At 70.7% G+C, this 16,991-nt stretch carries 23 protein-coding genes and 2 pseudogenes; 22 read left to right on the top strand and 3 right to left on the bottom strand.

Translation table 11 applies throughout. The features are described from left to right. The first annotated feature begins 129 nt into the window (after window positions 1–129). From ABZ404_RS36910 to ABZ404_RS36945, 8 genes and pseudogenes are all read left to right on the top strand, one after another. Window positions 130–1,452 (top strand): hypothetical protein, encoded by a 1,323-nt coding sequence (locus ABZ404_RS36910; RefSeq protein ID WP_358991417.1) that lies wholly within the window; start codon window positions 130–132, stop codon window positions 1,450–1,452. Continuing rightward, window positions 1,449–1,700, top strand: a pseudogene (locus tag ABZ404_RS36915) (hypothetical protein); the annotation flags it as partial. The gene ABZ404_RS36910 and the pseudogene ABZ404_RS36915, both read left to right, overlap by 4 nt. Window positions 1,701–1,804: 104 nt before the next feature. Further along, a complete protein-coding gene (locus tag ABZ404_RS36920; protein ID WP_358837658.1) occupies window positions 1,805–2,443 on the top strand; it encodes a hypothetical protein in 639 nt (212 codons plus the stop codon). Continuing rightward, the gene (locus ABZ404_RS36925) at window positions 2,430–2,951 is read left to right on the top strand and encodes an ImmA/IrrE family metallo-endopeptidase (RefSeq protein ID WP_358991420.1); all 522 of its coding nucleotides are present in this window, start codon (window positions 2,430–2,432) and stop codon (window positions 2,949–2,951) included. Before ABZ404_RS36920 ends, ABZ404_RS36925 begins: the two co-directional genes overlap by 14 nt. Window positions 2,952–3,435: 484 nt before the next feature. Continuing rightward, a complete protein-coding gene (locus tag ABZ404_RS36930) occupies window positions 3,436–3,831 on the top strand; it encodes a hypothetical protein (protein ID WP_358991423.1) in 396 nt (131 codons plus the stop codon). Then, complete coding sequence (locus tag ABZ404_RS36935; RefSeq protein ID WP_358991426.1) at window positions 3,828–5,048, top strand: hypothetical protein; 1,221 nt, start codon at window positions 3,828–3,830, stop codon at window positions 5,046–5,048. The genes ABZ404_RS36930 and ABZ404_RS36935 overlap by 4 nt, the downstream gene beginning before the upstream one ends. A gap of 32 nt (window positions 5,049–5,080) precedes the next feature. Next, the gene (locus ABZ404_RS36940) at window positions 5,081–5,290 is read left to right on the top strand and encodes a hypothetical protein (RefSeq protein ID WP_358991429.1); all 210 of its coding nucleotides are present in this window, start codon (window positions 5,081–5,083) and stop codon (window positions 5,288–5,290) included. Further along, a complete protein-coding gene (locus tag ABZ404_RS36945; protein ID WP_358991432.1) occupies window positions 5,287–5,769 on the top strand; it encodes a hypothetical protein in 483 nt (160 codons plus the stop codon). Before ABZ404_RS36940 ends, ABZ404_RS36945 begins: the two co-directional genes overlap by 4 nt. Window positions 5,770–5,821: 52 nt before the next feature. Here the strand turns inward: ABZ404_RS36945 and ABZ404_RS36950 are convergent, their stop codons facing one another. Then, window positions 5,822–6,433, bottom strand: a complete 612-nt coding sequence (locus ABZ404_RS36950; protein WP_358991435.1) for a hypothetical protein — start codon at window positions 6,431–6,433, stop codon at window positions 5,822–5,824. Between the two features lie 302 nt (window positions 6,434–6,735). On the opposite strand from ABZ404_RS36950, the gene ABZ404_RS36955 reads away from it, so the two are divergent. From ABZ404_RS36955 to ABZ404_RS36995, 9 genes and pseudogenes are all read left to right on the top strand, one after another. Then, window positions 6,736–7,026, top strand: coding sequence for a hypothetical protein (locus tag ABZ404_RS36955; protein ID WP_358991438.1), 291 nt, complete (start codon window positions 6,736–6,738; stop codon window positions 7,024–7,026). Then, window positions 7,023–7,436, top strand: a complete 414-nt coding sequence (locus ABZ404_RS36960) for a hypothetical protein (protein WP_358991440.1) — start codon at window positions 7,023–7,025, stop codon at window positions 7,434–7,436. Before ABZ404_RS36955 ends, ABZ404_RS36960 begins: the two co-directional genes overlap by 4 nt. Window positions 7,437–7,498: 62 nt before the next feature. Continuing rightward, window positions 7,499–8,215: a hypothetical protein gene (locus ABZ404_RS36965; protein WP_358991442.1), complete on the top strand. Its 717-nt coding sequence runs from the start codon at window positions 7,499–7,501 to the stop codon at window positions 8,213–8,215. 55 nt (window positions 8,216–8,270) lie between these two features. Further along, complete coding sequence (locus tag ABZ404_RS36970; RefSeq protein ID WP_358837923.1) at window positions 8,271–8,759, top strand: hypothetical protein; 489 nt, start codon at window positions 8,271–8,273, stop codon at window positions 8,757–8,759. Between the two features lie 26 nt (window positions 8,760–8,785). Further along, the gene (locus ABZ404_RS36975; protein WP_358991444.1) at window positions 8,786–9,220 is read left to right on the top strand and encodes a hypothetical protein; all 435 of its coding nucleotides are present in this window, start codon (window positions 8,786–8,788) and stop codon (window positions 9,218–9,220) included. Continuing rightward, window positions 9,217–9,429 (top strand): DUF6011 domain-containing protein, encoded by a 213-nt coding sequence (locus tag ABZ404_RS36980; RefSeq protein WP_358991447.1) that lies wholly within the window; start codon window positions 9,217–9,219, stop codon window positions 9,427–9,429. Before ABZ404_RS36975 ends, ABZ404_RS36980 begins: the two co-directional genes overlap by 4 nt. Further along, window positions 9,426–9,776, top strand: a pseudogene (locus ABZ404_RS36985) (hypothetical protein); the annotation flags it as partial. The gene ABZ404_RS36980 and the pseudogene ABZ404_RS36985, both read left to right, overlap by 4 nt. A 748-nt stretch (window positions 9,777–10,524) precedes the next feature. Continuing rightward, window positions 10,525–10,920 carry a hypothetical protein gene (locus tag ABZ404_RS36990; RefSeq protein WP_358991450.1) on the top strand — a complete coding sequence of 132 codons (396 nt, stop codon included), beginning with the start codon at window positions 10,525–10,527 and terminating at the stop codon, window positions 10,918–10,920. After that, entirely contained in the window at window positions 10,920–11,744 is an 825-nt protein-coding gene (locus ABZ404_RS36995; RefSeq protein WP_358991453.1) for a hypothetical protein, read from the top strand. The genes ABZ404_RS36990 and ABZ404_RS36995 overlap by 1 nt, the downstream gene beginning before the upstream one ends. A gap of 109 nt (window positions 11,745–11,853) precedes the next feature. Here ABZ404_RS36995 and ABZ404_RS37000 read toward each other — a convergent pair whose 3' ends face one another. Continuing rightward, window positions 11,854–12,864, bottom strand: a complete 1,011-nt coding sequence (locus tag ABZ404_RS37000) for a hypothetical protein (protein WP_358991456.1) — start codon at window positions 12,862–12,864, stop codon at window positions 11,854–11,856. Window positions 12,865–13,111: 247 nt separating this feature from the next. Between ABZ404_RS37000 and ABZ404_RS37005 the strand changes: the two genes are divergently transcribed. From ABZ404_RS37005 to ABZ404_RS37025, 5 genes are all read left to right on the top strand, one after another. Continuing rightward, window positions 13,112–13,303, top strand: coding sequence for a hypothetical protein (locus ABZ404_RS37005; protein WP_358991459.1), 192 nt, complete (start codon window positions 13,112–13,114; stop codon window positions 13,301–13,303). 167 nt (window positions 13,304–13,470) lie between these two features. After that, window positions 13,471–14,196, top strand: a complete 726-nt coding sequence (locus ABZ404_RS37010) for a hypothetical protein (RefSeq protein ID WP_358991462.1) — start codon at window positions 13,471–13,473, stop codon at window positions 14,194–14,196. 125 nt (window positions 14,197–14,321) lie between these two features. Next, window positions 14,322–15,119, top strand: coding sequence for a hypothetical protein (locus tag ABZ404_RS37015; RefSeq protein WP_358837728.1), 798 nt, complete (start codon window positions 14,322–14,324; stop codon window positions 15,117–15,119). Next, window positions 15,119–15,694 carry a hypothetical protein gene (locus ABZ404_RS37020; RefSeq protein ID WP_358837727.1) on the top strand — a complete coding sequence of 192 codons (576 nt, stop codon included), beginning with the start codon at window positions 15,119–15,121 and terminating at the stop codon, window positions 15,692–15,694. Before ABZ404_RS37015 ends, ABZ404_RS37020 begins: the two co-directional genes overlap by 1 nt. 494 nt (window positions 15,695–16,188) lie before the next feature. Further along, window positions 16,189–16,446: a hypothetical protein gene (locus ABZ404_RS37025; RefSeq protein WP_358991465.1), complete on the top strand. Its 258-nt coding sequence runs from the start codon at window positions 16,189–16,191 to the stop codon at window positions 16,444–16,446. An 85-nt stretch (window positions 16,447–16,531) separates the two neighbouring features. On the opposite strand, the gene ABZ404_RS37030 is transcribed toward ABZ404_RS37025, so the two are convergent. Continuing rightward, a complete protein-coding gene (locus tag ABZ404_RS37030; RefSeq protein ID WP_358991467.1) occupies window positions 16,532–16,912 on the bottom strand; it encodes a DUF6233 domain-containing protein in 381 nt (126 codons plus the stop codon). Between the last annotated feature and the right edge of the window lie 79 nt (window positions 16,913–16,991).

The raw sequence follows: 16,991 nt of genomic DNA on the forward strand, positions 1-16,991 counted from the left end.
TGCCACTCCGCTGCACCGAGAACATCAGCTCAACTCTGGAATCAGAGGTCCTCATGGCGAGGGTAGCGGCTGTCACGGCACTCGTGACAAGTCCACGCGGCGTGATTGCGAACACGGCGGTGGTGGACGATGAGTCTTGATCCTGAAGTCCGCCGGGGCGGGAACCTGCCCTTCGGCATGGTCGCGACCTGCTGGATGTGCGACCCGCGGTACAGCACGAACGCTCGAACGCTCTACGCGATCCTCGTGTCGTACGCCGACACGCAGGCCCGGAACACCGCGATGGGCAAGCCGTACCGGCAGGAGCTCGCCCGGCAGCTCGGGGTGTCCCTGTCCACGCTCGACCGGACGCTGGTCGAGATGGAGGTCGCCGGCCTGCTGACCGTGGAGCACCGCACCGACCCCGACAATCCGGCGCACAACGATGCGAACGTCTATCACCTGCACGACGCGCCGCTGATGTGGCAGGGCAACGGGGAGTGGGTGGACCCGCTGCCCGCCGGTGTCCGGGCTGCCGATGTTGCCAAGGAACTGATCGAGAAGCGTCGGGCGGAGAAGCGCGCGAGCGGGGAAGTCCGCCGTGGCGGCGTGCCCAAAGGCATCAACACCAGGGCGCTGAAGGGGGCCCGCAAGGAGGCGCAGCAGGAGTCGCCGCAGGTCCGGGACGAAGAGGGGGGTAGCAGCACCCATGCTGCTACCCCTGGCAGCACCCATGCTGCTGGGGTGGCAGCACCCATGCTGCCCAATATCCAGAACCCTCTCCAGAGCCCTTCTCCAGACCCCGATGCGCCTTCGGCGCGTAGCGCCCATGACGCCCGGAGGGCATCTACAGGTAGTAGGGGCGAACGCGCGCGCGGCTCCGCCGCATCCGGACAAGCACGCCGGCCTCTCACCCGGGAAGAGCGTCAGGCCGTACGGGCCGTGAGGGCGCTGCTGCCGCCGGATCTGAACCAGGCCCTCGGGGGGAACCTCCCTCGCAACATCAGCGAGGACATCCTGGCGGCGCTTGCTGCCGAAGAGCCGCACGAGCGGACCCCGCAGCAACTCGTGGAGCGCCGGGTGATGGCCCGCTGGAACGGGCACTGGGCGGAGCTGTTCTACGGCGGGGACCTGCCCGGGCGGCCGTACGGTCCGCTGAGCGCGATGCTGAAGTGGCAGCCCGAGTGCGGGAATCCGTCGTGCGAGGACCGAGTCGACATCCACACTGGGGAGGTGTGCACGTCGTGCGAGATGCGCCGCGAGGATGCTCGGGCCAGCCGTGAGGCGCCAGAGACCGGTCTGCCCGAGGCGGGCGTGCCTGTGCCGGCGCCGCGTTCGGCCCCCGCGGGGGCGGCGCCCAGAAGCACCTGTGCCGAGTGTCGCGATCCGATCCTGGTCGTTGGTCCGGCCGTCGCCGATGGACTGTGCCGCGAGTGCCGACACTCCCGCCGGATGGAAGGAGTCCTTACATGAACCCGAACCAGATTCCCGAACTGGGGCGCGCGCTGCGCCTGCTGGGTGAACACGGGGAGGTCCTGAGCCGAGATACCCCGGACAGCAAGCTCCACGAGATCCGGGCGGACCTCCAGCGCGCCCTGGAGTACGTGAACAAGGTCACCGGGCCGAAGCCGCTTACGAAGTGCCCCGAGCACCCCTTCGGAGCCGTCGACGAAGACGCTCCCGACCTGTGTCTGTTCTGCCAGACCCGGCGACGGCGCGCGGAAGAACAGCGCAAGCGGGAAGCCGGGTGGGCCCGGCCTCGGGGATCAGGCCCGCGGTGATGTCAGTGGGGGCTGGGACACTCAGCAACGATCGGAGGAGCGCGGTGACGAGAAACTGGCCTTCGCGGCAGGAGTGGCAGGCGCGTGCCGAGTACGCAGTCCACACCGCGTGCACGATGTACGAGCGTCTCGACCGGATCCAGCCCGACACCACATGGTCATCGCTGGCTGAGGACGAGGAGATGGCCACGCTGGCCCGTACGGCGGCGTCGGCGCTGCGGCCACTACTCACTGCAGAGATCAGCCGCCTCCGGGCGGTGTTCCCCGAGAGGCCCGCCCAGTCCCGGGCGCGGGCCGCGTGGTTCGTGGCTCTCGAAGCCGACCGGTACGAGCAGGCCTGCAACCTCGGTGCCCTGGAGGACATGCGCCGCCAGGTACAGCGCGCCGTCAAAGACGACTCCTGGTGGACTGTCGCCGGGCAGCTCGGGCGCATCCGCAAGCACTACACCGCGATCCATCTGCCGCCCGAGGTGCTCGCCGCCGAGACCCGGATGACCGCGATCGGCGCGGCCGTCGACGAGCGCAGGAAGACGGCGGCGATCGCCCTGGAGCGGGAAGCCGTCGACCGGGAAATCGCCCGGCGGGCCACCGACCAGGCTTGGGAGCAGGAGCTGGAACGCCGCCGAAGGATCGACGAACCCCGCGTCATCAGAATCCCGGCAGGCCGCAATGTCGAAAGCTGACATCGCGGCGCGTGGCCTGGCGGACGAGTACGAGCTGAACCAGTTCCCCGTGGACGTGGAGCGGGTCGCCGAAGGCCTCGGGATCATCGTGGTGCGGCAGGAGGGCCCGGAGGACCTGTCGGGGATGCTGCTCCGCCGTGACGGGCAGGTCGCCATCGGCCTGAACCCCGCTCACCCCGCCACCCGGCAGCGGTTCGCGCTCGCCCACCTGATCGGCCACCACCAGCTCCACCCCCGACGTGACCTGATCCTCGACACCGACCAGCGGATCACCTACGAAGCCGACCGCATCGGCCTGGGCTCCCTGCCGCTGGACCGGGAGGAAGCCGACGCCAACCGGTTCGCGGCGATGCTCCTGGCCCCGCCCACCGCGGTCCTCGCCGCCGCCCGCAGCACCCCGTACGGCACGGCCGAAGAGCTCCTGCGGGCGCTCGCCGACCAGTTCGGCCTCAGCCACGCCACCATGGGCTACTGGCTCATCGCCCTCGGGATGATCGTCCATCCCTGACCGTGCAGACCCGCGCCAAGACCACGCGCCCGCACTACCCGCGACCCCGAGGAGGAGATCATGAACTGCAATCGCTGCGGCGCCGGCATGGTGGAAGGCCCGGACGGCTCCTGGCACTGCACGAACTGCCCCGGGCATCACAACGAACCCGGCACCACTGGGTACGCTCCGGAGGATGACCATGCAGCGCGTACCTGACTGGCCAGAGGAGACCGACCCTCTCCCCTCTCCGGAACCAGCCACGACACCCGAGATCACCGAGACGGCCTGCCGCAAGTGCGGTACCCACATCTCCGGACTCGATGGGCGCTACTCGTGCGGGGTGTGCGGTTGGTCGAACCACTGGTCCGAGGGGCACCGGCCCCTTCCCACCGCCGACGAAGACCCGGACGTCGCCACCGTGACGAACCTGCTGGGTCCTGCCGCCACAGAGACGGCCCCCGACCGACCGCACACGCCGTAACGCCGTGAAGGAGCGCACCCGATGGACTTGGCCCGCAGCCCCCAGGAGCTGGCCCGGGAGGCCGCCGAACAGCTCCGGGCACTGAACCACCGGACACTGGACCCGAAGGCGTTCGAGCAGCCCAGCGACGTCGCCGGAGTCGTCGAGGCGCTGACCATCCTGCTCGACCGACTCCCCCAGGCCCTCGGCCAGGCCGCGGTCGCCCTGCGGAGCTTCCAGCGGCACAACATGATCCGGATGGACGACGGTACCGACCCCACCGACCAGACCCACCAAGTCGTCGGCGCCCTCGAAAACGCCCAGGGCCTCATCCAGGGCGCCCGCTCCGCACTGCGCGCCGCCGCTCCTCTCGATCACATGGGCGGGCACTGGAATGCTGCGGACGAGACCGAGGACGAGATGGAGTCCAGCAGGTGACTGAAGTGACCACCCCGACCGTCTTCGCGGCTGCGCCCTGGAAGGCGCCAGAGCCGCGCGACCTGCCCGAGTGGCGCGCACAGATCCGCGACTACACCGGCAGCAAAGACGGCATGCAGATGCTGACCGAGGCCGTGAATGCCGGGCAGGCCGCGGTGTTCCCGACCGTGCGGGGCATGGATGCCTCGCCCGGCGCGGTGGCCTCGGTCCTGCTGGCCCGCTCCGAGGAACGCCGTCTGCGTGAGGCCCAGTTGTACTACGCGACCGCGGACATGACGTCGCTGGCGCTCGCGGCGGCAGCGACGCCGCCGACCGAGCCCGTCAAGGAAGCACGTCTGCCTTCCCCGTACGGGTTCATGGTGTTCGCCGAGCCGATCGGGGGCTACTCCCAGAACATCGCTGAGACCCTCGCCAACGTCCCCTTCGCGCACGATGTGCCACAGATCAGCGTGACGACCCCGATTGTCGCCGTGAGCTGGGGACTGTGGAGGCCGGACGACGTGTCGGTCACCGGCGGCCCGAAGGTGCAGTGGGTCAACCAGCACGCCTACGGCCAGTTCACCACCATTCCGGCCCACTTCAACGGCGTGTGGCTGACCTTCTACGCGGCGCCGGGCAGTTCCTTCGACGCCCTGCCTGCGGACACCGTCATCGGCACTCTCCCTGACGGCTCCTCGATGACCGCCGGAGCGATCGTGGCCCAGTCTGCCGCCCGCAACATGCCGCTTACCTGGGACAACGAGATGGCGCTGGCGTTCGGCGTGCCCTTCGGTGACCCGGAGGCGGACACCGTCAAGGAGTGGGGCCAGGTCGTCTACACCGCCTGGCAGTTGATGAGCCAGACGGGAAAGACCCAGCTCACCGAAGCCGAAGACGTGCCCCGCGACCGCGCCGGCCGCAAACGCGACCGCCGCGACGGCATCACCGGCTCCTCCGACGTACGGATCGTCAACGTCCACACCGCTCACCGGCCCAGCCGCAGCGCAGCCGAGCAGGACGCCGAAGCCTCCACCGGGCGCCGCGCCCCGCACTGGTCCTGCCGCTGGCCCGTACGCCCCTACCGCCGCAACACCTGCCTGAACCCCCGCGGCCACGCCGACAGCGCATGCGAGCACGAGGACCGCATCGTGCCCGCCCACATCAAGGGCCCCGCCGACAAGCCCCTCAAGGTCGGGGAGACCGTCCGCCTCTGGGACCACCAGCCAGAGAACCAGTGAAGCGTCGGCCGCCCACGGAGAGGACCACGCTGATGCCCCGCCGCCCCCACCCCGAGCGCCGCCACCTGCCCGGCATCGCCGACATCCGGATCGTCGCCGACACCGCCACCACCAAGACCATCCTGGACGCCCTGGAGAGCCTGTTCCGCTGCACCGACGCCCGGCCGTACGACGGCGGCCGCACCTACCTCCAGCTCGACACCGGCTGTACCGACCCCGACACGAACGGAACCCCCGCGTGACGACGAGCTTCCCGGCCGGCAGTGCGCTGAGCCGCTACAACGAGCTGGACTGGATCCAGCAGCACGACGAGATCCCCGACCGCATCATCTCCCTCAACACCCTCAGCCACTGGTTCGAGGCGGCCCTGGACCGCGTCCAGGACCCCGGGGCTCCCGGCCCGCAGGCCACCCTCAACCGGCTGGCCCTCGGGGCCGCGATCGTCGACCAGGTCCTGCGCGAGCAGGCCGGGATGGCGCACGCCGCGATGCGGAACGGTGCGACGTGGTGGGAGGTCGCCCGCGCGCTCCACATCACCACCTCGCAGGCCCGCCAGCTCGTCCAGGACCACGCGCTGAAGATGCACTCCATTGACACGCACGACGAGAGGAAGGGCCGGCGCCCGGCCGGGTACGCGGAGGCGAACCTGGAGGCCGTGAAGGACCTGCTGCGGTTGAACAACGACGAACGGCGGGCACCGGCCGAACAGAGCCGCGGCTGACACAGCTGGTGTGCAGTGGCGCGGCGGGGAAGCACCAGAGCATCCAGGCCCCCTATCCGCCGCTGACCTGCGGGCGGCGCCTCAGCCGCCCGGTGAGCCGGGCCCAGCGGGACGGCGGGGCCTGTGCGGCGTCCCGTACGGCCTGCCCGAAGGACCGCAGTGCCGACGTCATCCGGGCGTCGTCGTCCAGGTGGTTGACGGCCTCCAGGACAGCCTCGGCGGCAGCCGCGACCCGTTCATCGGCGTGCTGCATCAAAGGGGCCGCGGCAGCTCCCACCGGCCCCATCAACGCCGGCAGCGCCAGCAAGGCCCGCTGGTCCTCCGCCCGCTGCTGAGACGCCCACTCGGCCAGTGCACTGCCGCCCGCCGCGAGGCGCCGCCACCGCGGACCTTCCACGCGCGCCGCCCCGCCCCACGTCACGAGTTGCGCCAGCGTGTGCAGGCTGAGCTGCTGGCGCCAGCTCTCCCGGACGTGCTGGTGCGCGGCCACCGCCGCCTTCAGGCTGGCCACTGCCGTGACGAGCGCGTCTGCCTGGACGTGGAGTTGGGTGCGGTCGTTGTCGGCGTTCGCCCGGGCCGTGGACGCCCGGTTCAGCCACCAGCCGAGCAGGATGCCGATCAGGGCCGTGGCGTTGGCGAGCAGCGCGTTCAGATCAAGACTCATGGCGGCACTCTGGTGCCGCGCGCCGCCGCAGGTTCCGCCTGTTGCGGGGTTGAGACACAGTCTCCCGGTGCGCCAGCGGGCCCGGGCCGGGCGTAGGGCAACCGGGCCCGCGTGCACATCCCGCTCAACTCCCGGACCGCCTCGGGGGTCACGGGGGCGCGGGTGGGGCTTCCCCACACCCGTAATTCATCTTGCATAAGTGTGATGAATATCGGTAGAGTGAGCACCCACGAACCACCGGGGGCAATGCCAGCCCCGATCCTCGCCACCCTGGTAGAGCCCCCACCCCGAGGAGCCGCACCATGCCCGTCGCCCTCACCCTGGCCGCCCTGGCCGCCGGCTACCTACTCGGCCGGACCCGCCCCTGGGACCACCTCGACACCTGGGTGTGGCGACGCATCGCCTTCGGCGGGACATGGACCCAATCCCGCTGGCAGACCTACCTGACGTTCGCCGTCCACACGGTCGTACGGCCCCGCAAGACCTGGAACGCCTGGCGGCACCGCCACGACGCCCCGAAAGAACGCCCCGCACCCCCCTTGGTCCGGAACCTGACCACCCCGAACGCCGACGACGACGTGGAGACCACATGATCCGCGAAGACCGCTTCCTGATCTCCCGCAAGTCCTTCGCCATCGACCTCTCCACCATCGAGGGCGAGCAGCAGGCGGTCGGCGACCGCTACGCCTACAGCGGCCACGCCAACGCCGTCTGGTTCCGGCGCAAGGACGGCACCACCCGGGCATGCCTTGGCACGCTCGGCCTGTGGAGCCACTACCTGACCGAGCCCCTGGATCTCTCCGACCCGCTGAACGTCCTCCGCGCCAACCTCGATGGGCGCTACGGCGGCGACTGCCACGGACGCTGGGACGGCGAACGCTACTGGGGCGCCCAGAAGCCCTTCGAGCAGGCCCTGCACCTCACCCTGCTCGAACCGATGCTCGCCAACTACCCGGTCATTCCTGACGGCTACGACGGCTGGTGGACCTTCCAGACCGCGTGAGGCCGCAGTACCGGCCGCCCGCAGGGAGCGCGGCCGGCCCCCCCCCGATCAAGGAGACCCCGATGCCCGACCAGCCCCGCCGCTTCTATTTCCAGCGCCACGAGGACGTCACCGGGGCGTCCGGTACCGGCCAGGTCGCCGACGGCGTGCTGTGGCCTGACGGGAGCGCTGACGTCCGCTGGCGCGGCCCCCGGCCCAGCGCGGTGCACTGGGATCGGTTCGAGGACGCCGTAGCGATCCACGGGCACGGCGGCGCCACCCAGATCGTGTGGCTCGACCCGGAGCCCGCCGCCCCGCTCGTGGCGTCCACGGCGCCGGTCCCGGCCGAACTGCGCGACCGCATCGCTGAGGCGCTCATGCGGTGGAGCGAGCGCAACAGCAGCCCACAGTACGCGTCGATGCGGCGGCCGGAGACCGTGCGGGCCAACGCCTACAGCCGAGCGGATGCGGTGCTGTCCGAGCTGCCCGCACCCGACGACCGGGCCGCGATCCTGCGCGAGGCTGCAAACGTGGCGGGCGAGTGCGCCGAAGAGATGCGGGGCGGCGGCGGAGAGATGGCCCAGGACCGCGAAGCTGGCGCCGTCTACGTCAGCGAGGCCCTGTTCCGCCTGGCCGCCGAGGCGCAGCCGACCGAGGTTGTGCACGGCTGCCCGCCCGACGGGTCAGGTCTCACGCCGTGCTGCGGCCGGACACCGTTCGAGCTGCCGCTCACCGACCGGATCAGCAGCGAGGCGCCCACCACCTGCCCGGGGCGCACGACCGCCGGGGAGCTGGAGTGAGCACCCCGCCCGCCCCGACACCACCGCGCCCGATCTACGACCCGAGAGACCTGCCGTGACCAGTGCCAACAACCACGCGCCTCGCGGCCTGACGATCCGACAGCCCTGGGCATTCGCCATCGCTGAAGGCTTCAAGACCATCGAGAACCGCAGCCGCCGCACCCACTACCGCGGCCCCCTGCTCATCCACGCAGGCCTTCGCGCCGACCCGTCTGTATCGATCGTTCGCTACAGCCGCGACGCCGCGATCCGCTTCGACCAGCTTGGCGGCCCACAGAACTACTGGGAGGCACGGGCCCGCGTCCCCAGTGCCTTCCACAAGCCGCACCCCTCCCTCGCCCTGGGCGCGGTCATCGCCACCGCACGCCTCGCGGACTGCCACCAGGCCACAGACGGCTGCTGCGCCCCGTGGGGGTTCACCGACCAGTGGCACTGGGAGCTCGCCGACATCCAGCCGCTGAAGACGGCCGTGGCCTGCGGCGGCGCGCTCGGCCTGTGGAAGCCCGAGGCCGAACTGCTCACCGTCGTATCCGCCGCTGCCTGACCCCACCGCCACCCCAAGGAGATCTGGTGCCCGACCTCAAGGACCTGCTCACACGGGCACAGCAGCGCGGCGACTTCTGGAAGCGCATGTTCGGGCGGGCGGAAGCCGACCGTGCCCGCGCCGACAAGGCCCTGGACCAGGCCACCCAGCGGGCCACCGCGGCCGAAGCCGTCCTCACGAGCATCCGCGCTGCCATCGAGGCGCTGCCTGATGGAGCTGACCGGACCCGCCTCGCGGCGGCCCTCGCCCCCTCCACCAACCTCCCGGCCGTGGACTGGGCACAGCACATCGACCGGGCCGTCATGCACCTGCGCTCCATCCCCATCCAGTGCACCGCCCTCACCGGCCCTGTCTGGTACGGAGCGGGCTGGAAGGACGCGATATTCGAACTCGAGGAGTACGCCGACCGGATCCGCCCCTGGACTCCCCCCACCCCGCCCCCAGGCGTGGAGGCGTCGTGACGACGCCCCGCTGCGCCGACTGCGGCCGGCGCCTCCGCGACCCGGCCTCCATCGCCCGCGGCCGTGGCCCGACGTGCTACCGCGCCGCAGGCGGCCAGCCAGACCCCCGCCCCGACCACTTCCCCGCTCCTGCCCCCAGCCACCACATCCCCGGCCAGACCGAAATCCCCATCCCCGATCAGCAACCCGCCCTCTGGGAGACCCGATGATGTACGCAGACAACCCCGCCGACGTGGAACGCCTGACCCGTCCGACCGTCGTCTGCCTGTGCGGCTCCACCCGCTTCTGGCAGGAATTCGCCGACGTGGCCTGGGCGGAGACGCTCGCCGGGCGGATCGTCGTCCGCCCCGACGTCGACATGAAACGCCCCGGCGACGGCTACATGGACGCGGCAGCCGTCAAGGTCGACCTGGACAAGCTGCACCGGGCGAAGATCCGGCTCGCCGATGAGGTGCTGGTCGTCGGGGACTACATCGGTGAGTCCACCACCAGTGAAATCGAGTACGCCCGCAGCCTTCACAAGACCGTCCGGTACACCCACCCGGAGGTCGATCCGGCACGCCAGCAGGACCAGGCTCCCGAGGCCACCTGCCGGCTGGTCGACATCGGCGGCGAGACGATCCGGGTCCAGGGCACCGGCGAGATGAGCGAGGGGGCCAGGGAAGCGCTCACGGCACTGGTCGGGGTGGCTCGGGAGCAGGCCGAGGCCGAGCGCCGCGAGCAGTGCGCCATGGCCCTGTACGACGCTCTGGAGCCGTTCGCGCAGCAACACCCGTGGTCCACCCGGAGCCCCGGCCAGCGGGCCATCTGGTACGAGAACGCCGACGACACGATGAAGCGCATGGACGCCTGGCGAGCCGAGACGTCGGAAGCGAGGGCCGTGGAGGACATGCGCGCCCGTGCCGAAACGCTGAACCGGCAGGCAGCCGACCGTAAAACGGCGCGGCAGGAACCCACGCCCGCCCGCGCGGACGATCCCTTTCCGTCACCGGAGCAGGCTGCCACGCTCCTCGAAACCGCGGCGATGCTCCTGCAAGACCGGGCGCAGGCAGCCCAGCACGCCCTGGACACCGATGGCTACTGGAAGGGCTACGACCCGGCCACCGCCTGGGGCGACGGCTACGACAACGGCATGGGAGGCATAACCGTCCCTTACGTCTCTCTCCTGCCGCCCCAGGCCGGCATCTACCTCGCCCGCCTCCTCCTCACCCACGCCGCCGTGATCAGCGACGAGGGCGCCGCCCTCTGGGACGCCGTGGCCCTCGCCCAGATCATCGTCAAGTCCGCGGCCCCGGAGGCGCCCCGTGGCTGACGCCCTCGTCCCCGAGCCCGCGGCGGACCCCCTGCTCTGCTACCTGGCGAAGCGCGAAGCCGCTCGCGTCGTACGGGTGCAGGCATTCCTCGACTCCCTCAACCCCCGCGAGCGGGCCCTGATGAAGGAGGTGGCGGTCATGGGCTACGTCCGCGGCACCCTGCACCCGGCAGGCGAGACCGTACCGAAGGAGGACGCCATCCTGGCCCAAGTGATCGACGCGTGCTTCGCGTTCCCCGACCTGTACCCGGCAATCGCCGTCATCGAGCGGCACCCGCGCTTCCCCGAGGACTGCCCGAACCTGCGCCTGGTCCCGGCGCCCGCGCCCGAACAGCTGCGCGGCGTCCGATGCGGATGCGGCGACGACCCGACCGAAGGGAGCCTGTAGTGGGAGCGGCGCTGCATCTGGCCCAGGTCCACCAGGTGCCGCCCGGCCCGAAGCGGAAACGCAAGGGCGGAGGCGGCCGGGGCGGGGAGTTCTACAAGTACGCCACCCGGATCTACAACGATGACCGGGCGGACGGCCCGGCCCGCGAACTCCTCCTTGCGGTCGCGTACGCCGTCGCCACTGCCCCGGCAGGCGACGGGAAAGCCCAGTGGGCGCTCGTGCGGAAAGCCCTCGGGCCCTCACGGAGCTACCGGTCGCGCATCGAGGACCTGGTCGGCCGGGACATCCCTCAGTACGTTCCGCCGGACCGCCAGATCGGCGGGCACACCGAGCGGGCGCGCCGCTGCCAGGCGCCCCGACTCCGCCCGTACCGCGAACGGCACGACCCCCGCCGCCAGTACACCGGCGAGCAGCGCATCGCCCAGCAGAAGCGGGAGGCAGAGGACTTCCGCAACGTGGAGAACATCTGCGGCGACCTCGGAAACGAGCGGGTCGTGGAGAAGGCACTCGACACCGGCTGGCACCAGTACCGCTACTTCTGCCCCCGCCACCACGACCACCTGCTGCGCGTCCAAGAGCAGGTCCGTGAGCAGAACGAACGCGCCCCCGAACCCATCCCGAACGTCGGCGGCCTCCTGCCCTCCTACTTCGACGCCGACTGGGAGGTCCGCTACCGCAAGTACGCGCCCCGCCTGTGGGAGCCGCCCGTGTACGGACTGCGCGCCGACGACTGGCCCGTCCCAGGCAAGGACCCCGTCCCGCCCCGCGCCCGCCTGCGCCTGGTCATCGGCGGCCTCGGCATCGACGACGAACAGGAGACCTGAGAGGTGGTGGAGCAGCCCTCGGCCTGGCCACAGTGATCCAGGACGCGGCGCCCCGGAGCACAGAGCGGGCCCGTACGGCAGAGGATGCCGTACGGGCCCGCTGGTGTGTTCAGGCCGCGCCGTCGTAGCGGTCTCGGTCCTGGATGAGGAGCCGGTCCGCGGAGCGCACCCAGCGGGCCGTCATCGCCGCGAGCGTCGGCACCTGAAACACGTCCTCCCGCAGGTGCTTGACCTCGGTGGTGAGTCTGCGGAGGCTGATCCCCAGACGCCGCGCGGTGATCTTCTGCGGGACGCCGTTCTCGGTGTCGAGGAGGATCTCCCGCTGCAACGCCGTGGTCCGCGCGCCCGAGACGTCACCTGGCCGGCGCGGGGTGCCTTCCCATACGTCGGACACCCGCCACGTGTGCTCGAACGCCTCACAGATGAACGCGATCACCCCGCGGTCTTTGACGTGCCGGGCCGCGTGCGGAGGCGCGCCCGGGATCAGATAGTCGTCGATGAACGCCTCGCGCCGGTCGATGATGACGCACCGCTGGAACGGGCCGATGCGGGTACGGAACTGGGCGCCCCTGCTGCTCATCCCTGCGACGAACCCGCCGGTCACCTCGTCGTCGCGGACGGTGTCCCGGTAGAGGCAGCGGATCTTCACCCCGCGCTCCAGGGCCGCACCGTCGCGTTCGGTGGCAATCGCTACCTGCTCAGCGGTGCGCGGCCCGCCGGGCTGCGCCGTCAGGAGTTCGCTGGCCGCGCCGTTCAGGGCGTTGGCGATGCGCGCGTTGACCAGCTCCGGCTCGGCCAGAAACTCCGAGCCGGGCCCCGACCACCACTTGGACCGGTTGAAATGGATGGCGAGCTCGTCGGTGGCCTCGGCGGCTGCGGCCAAGGCGTCGGCCTCGGCCGCCAGGCGCCGCAGCCCGGCTTCCCTGCGCCGCCTCAATGCCTCGTTCGGGTCCAGCACCACGGGCACGTTCGGTTTCTGTGGATCGACCGCGACGAGACGCCAGTCGATCAGCTCGGTCAACGCAGGGCCCTCCCCGGGCCCTACAGGTTCCTGCTGGGAGATCCGCACGTACAGGTCCAGCGCCTCCTGCGACAGACGGCCCTGGCCGGGTTTGCTCACACCCATCCTCGAAAATCCCCCCGTCATGACCTGCGAGTACACGCAATGCGACTCTCAGCGATGCTCAGGTAGTTGAGTACTGCACGTCAAGTGGTCCAGGGTGACCAGTGGGGCGCCTCCCGGCACCCCCGCCAGCTTCTTCCCCTCCCGTGACTCTGGCCTGCCAGCGGACCACGGGTGAGGATTCGCAGCAGAAGCCGGTGGCCTCGCCGGGAGGCCCCGCAAAACCCGTGAAAGGAGCGGTCCTGTGACGCTCACCGTACGCCGCACCGTGCCCGCCGCCCTGGCCGTCCTCGCCCTGGCACTCCCCGCCCTGACCGCGACTCAGCACACGCACACCCAGGCCGACTCCGTGTGGGGCATCACCGCCCCCGCCGACCCGGCCCCGGCCCCGGTGGACCCGCCGGCCGCCGTCCCCGACGACTCCGTCTGGGGCTGACCCCTCCCCGCGCCACCCCCCAGTGGACCGCCTGGCGGTGACCGTGTGCCCCCAGCACCCCGTCACCGCCAGGCCCTCCGCAGGAAACCCCCGGGGCAATGCCCGGCCCAGGCCGGGTGAGTTGAGCGGGGGCAATGCTCGGCTGAAATGTGCCCAGCATGGGGTGTATGCCCAAACAGCGCGCACGCCGCCGCATACGCCTCGCCGCCCTCGCGACGGGCGTCTCCTCCGCCGTCCTGTTCCTGTCCGCCTGGTTCCAGGCCCCCGCCCTCTACAACGGCCCCGGCTGGCAGATCGAAACCTCTGCGGGCATCCACAGCCTCGCCCCCGACGAGTACACGATCGTCTTCGCCGACACCACGGCCCGAACCAAGCTCACCCCCTACCTCACGGGGCCGGCCGCGCAGGTCCAGGCCGTCACCGGCGTCCCCGTCACCGTCACCACCACGATCGACACCACCCCCACCACGAACTGCCCCCCGCGGCACCGCATCGTCGTGCACTACACCTACCGGCCCCTCGGGAGCCCGGGCTACTCCCAGGCGCTGCCCTGCTACAACACGGCCGACGGCTCCGCCTGGGGCGGCCACGTCCTCATCGACACCGAGTACTGGACCGTCCCCGCCTGGTTCTCCACCAACGCCACCGTGAACGAAGCGATGCGCCGCAACGCCGTAACCCACGAGCTCGGGCACCTGGTCGGCCTGGACCACCCCAACACCGACCTGGACGGCGACGGCACCGCCGAGCCGTACGAGTGCGTCACGGACGGCGGCATCCGGCCCGTCATGTGCTCCCCCAACGGCGGCTACACCACCGCCTCCGGCGGCGGCAAGTACACCGACGCCGACCTCAACGGGCTGCGCCAGCTCGCCGCGAACTACGGACGCTGAACGGGGCCGTGAGCACCGCAAAGTGGCGGCTCGGCAGGGCCTGTTCCCGGAGAGGAGCAGGCCCTTTTCGGTTCGCCCCACCCAGGGACTTGTAAAGCACCTTACGGTTCTGTAAGGTGCTTTACATGACGGAGATCGCCTACAGTGCGAACTATGTGACCCAAGCCGAACTGCGCCGCGCCTACCAGCGCCTCGGCCACACCTCTACCGCGCCCACCTGGGGCGCGACCCTCCTGATCACCCAGAACCTCACGATGTCGTGGGCCTGCCGCGTCCTGGCCCCCGCCGAACTCCGCGAGGACTACCCGGCCCGGTCCACCTGGCACGTCATCGCCGAAGCCGGGGAACTCGGCTGGCCCCCGCTGCGGTCTGAGGAGGAGATCTGGCCGGCCCTCCTGGCCAAGTACCCGGTTCCCACCGGCGAGCAGGCCGAGCACCAGGCCCGCATGTTCGGCAAGAGCACCGAGGAACTGCACCGCGACCAACTGCGCAGGCACTACCTGGGCGACGCCTACATCGGCCACATCAAGAGGAACCCGTCCGACGTCTGCTTCGACCCGATCGTGCGGGACTGGGACGTCACCGCCCGGGAGCTCGCCGCGTTCATCGACGACCACCGGCCCCCGAAGCTCACCTCCGAGCAGCGGGTCATGGTGCAGGGCGTCCGCCTGGCCGAGCTGGAGGCCGAGATCGCCACGACGAAGGTCAGCCTCGGACGGCTGATGCGCAACGCCGCCCGCGAGCAGGGCGAGCGGCCCCGCCGCGGCTTCAAGACCGACCTTGCGTCGTACGCCGGGGTGTCGCGCCCGACGGCGGACGCCTGGCTGTCGGACGGCGGCTGCTGCGAGGGAGAAGTCCCCAACGAGGACGGCGGAACCTACCCGAAGCACACCCACGCGGACGACCTGAAGGAGTGGTTCTGATGGAGGCCGTATCCGTCACCACCGAGAACGGCAAGACCACCGTCCGCTCCCCCTACCACCCCGGATGGCCTTCCGAGGCCCGCGCCCTGGGCGGGAAGTGGAATGCAGCCGAGAAGGCGTGGGTCTTCGACGCCCGTGACGAGGAGCGGGTGCGCCAGCTCGCCCGCGACACCTACGGCACCGACGGCACCCCGGACCCGGCCGGCACGGTCTCCGTGCAGATCCCCGTTCTTGACGTACAGGCCAGCGTGGGCCAGCCGGCAACGCTCTGGCAGTACGGCCGTACGATCGCGACCCGGTTCGGCCGCGACGAGGAACCCCGCCTCGGGGAAGGTGTCGTCCTCATCAGCGGAGGCTTCAAGCAGTCCGCGGGCAGCCACAGGTACATCCATCTCGGGCCCGTGGACGACGAAGTGACGATCGTCGAAGTCCGGGACATGCCCCGCTCCGTCGCCATCGATCACAACCTGAAGATCGTCGGCGAGGACAAGCCCGACCGGGAAGCCCTGAAAGCCGAGCGAGAGCGCCTGACCGCCCGGATCACGGAGATCGACACTCTCCTCAACGGGGCGTAAGCCTCAACTCCCAGCACGGGGGCGGGCAACCTCAGCGGTCCTCTGGAAGGCACCCGCCCCGAACCCCTACCATCGCCACAGGCGAGCCTCCCCGTACCCACGGGGGTGAACCACCCATGCACCAGGCCTCCATCGGCCTTGCTGCCTCGTCCCCGCAGACGCGGGGCGCCCAGTGCACACCCCAGCCCGGACCACCAGGCTGCTCCCCGCGCGGGCGGGGGTGACCGTATTGCGACGACAGGACGGTGCCCCATGCCCACACTGAAGCAGCACACCCGCTGCCACAACTGCGGTACCCCCATGAAGAGCGACAACCACTCCCGCTGCGCCCGCTGCCGTAAACGACGCCAACTGGCTCACGGAACCGCGGCGGCCTGGCGGTACGGGAAGTGCCGCTGCCCGGAATGCCGGGCCGTACCACGCCACTGAGCCCCCCGCCTTCTAGCCCGGCGAGGCACCGCCGCACTCCTGCCCCGCGACGGCACCCTGGGGTCATGGAACAACCGAAAGGGCCCCTCGACTGCCTGGACTGCGATGGCCAGGGCCACATCGACTGCAAGACCTGCCAGTCCTGCCAAGGAGCGGGAGACGCTCCCGAAGGCGTGATGGATGTGTACTGCGAGCCGTGCCGGGGCGACGGACGAAAGTACGGCGAGCCCTGTCCGGCCTGTGAGGGCACCGGGTTCAACCGTGAGCGCCTAGAGGAGTACCGCCGCGCTCTGGCGAAGAGGGTTGCGGCCTGGCAGCAGTGATGGGGCGCAACACCTCCCCCGTCAGCTCACCGTCAGCCGATCGCGTTTCCGCAGGCCACACGCATGAGCTCCCGCCCTGGCGCGGTCATGCATCGAGGACTCCGAGGATGGTGTCCGGTCGGCAGATCTCGCAGGCCCGTGCCCCGTCATTCAGGGCCTGAAAGGCCTGCTCCCGGCTCGATGGCCGGCACCGCTCAGCCCCCGCCCGTGCCCAGCACCGGTCGGAGTCCTCGCTCAGGTTCGTGTGGACGGTGAGCGGGCCGGCGCCGATGCCGTGCTGGATCAGCCAGTCCGGCGGCGGCTGAGCAGCCCGGGCGTCCCGCGCCTTCTGCTCTTCGATCTCGGCCTGTTTCTTCGTGATCCAGGCCCTCGTCTTCGCGAGCTCCCGCTCCTGGTAGCGCTCCAGGAACTGCAGCTGTCCGAGCTGGAGGATGAGCTCGTGCAGAGCCGCAGATGTTTCGATCACGCGTTCGAGTCTACGCGTCCTCGCGACCGTCTGACCTGGCATGGAGCATCGACCGCCAAGCGGAAGGCGCGACGTTGGC

Source organism: Streptomyces sp. NPDC005878, from assembly GCF_040629815.1.
Lineage (GTDB): Bacteria > Actinomycetota > Actinomycetes > Streptomycetales > Streptomycetaceae > Streptomyces.